The 583-nt window shown below is 48.5% G+C and carries 1 protein-coding gene; it reads left to right on the top strand.

Features of this window, described 5'->3' with window-relative positions:
• The coding region (locus D8792_RS11230; protein WP_185758464.1) for a hypothetical protein at positions 1-583 on the top strand (583 nt) is incomplete at both ends.

Raw genomic sequence — 583 nt, 5'->3', positions numbered from 1 at the left:
GTTTCAACAAGTGAATCAGCTTCAGCGTCATTGAGCTTGAGCCAGTCTGTCTCAGCAAGTGCAAGTGCCTCAGCATCGTTGAGCTTGAGTCAATCAGTTTCAACAAGCGAGTCAGCTTCAGCGTCATTGAGCTTGAGCCAGTCAGTTTCAACAAGTGAATCAGCTTCAACCTCAATGAGCGCAAGCCAGTCTGTATCAGTAAGCACAAGTGCCTCAGCGTCATTGAGCTTGAGCCAGTCAGTCTCAGCAAGTGAATCAGCTTCAAGCTCATTGAGCACCAGCCAGTCTGTATCAGCAAGTGCAAGTGCCTCAGCATCGTTGAGCTTGAGTCAATCAGTTTCAACAAGTGAATCAGCTTCAGCGTCATTGAGCTTGAGCCAGTCTGTCTCAGCAAGTGCAAGTGCCTCAGCATCGTTGAGCTTGAGTCAATCAGTTTCAACAAGCGAGTCAGCTTCAGCGTCATTGAGCTTGAGCCAGTCAGTTTCAACAAGTGAATCAGCTTCAACCTCAATGAGCGCAAGCCAGTCTGTATCAGTAAGCACAAGTGCCTCAGCGTCATTGAGCAGCGTCATTGAGCTTGAGC

The organism is Streptococcus cristatus (assembly GCF_003943505.1).
GTDB lineage: Bacteria > Bacillota > Bacilli > Lactobacillales > Streptococcaceae > Streptococcus > Streptococcus cristatus_E.
This window is presented reverse-complemented; position numbering and strand designations above follow the sequence as displayed.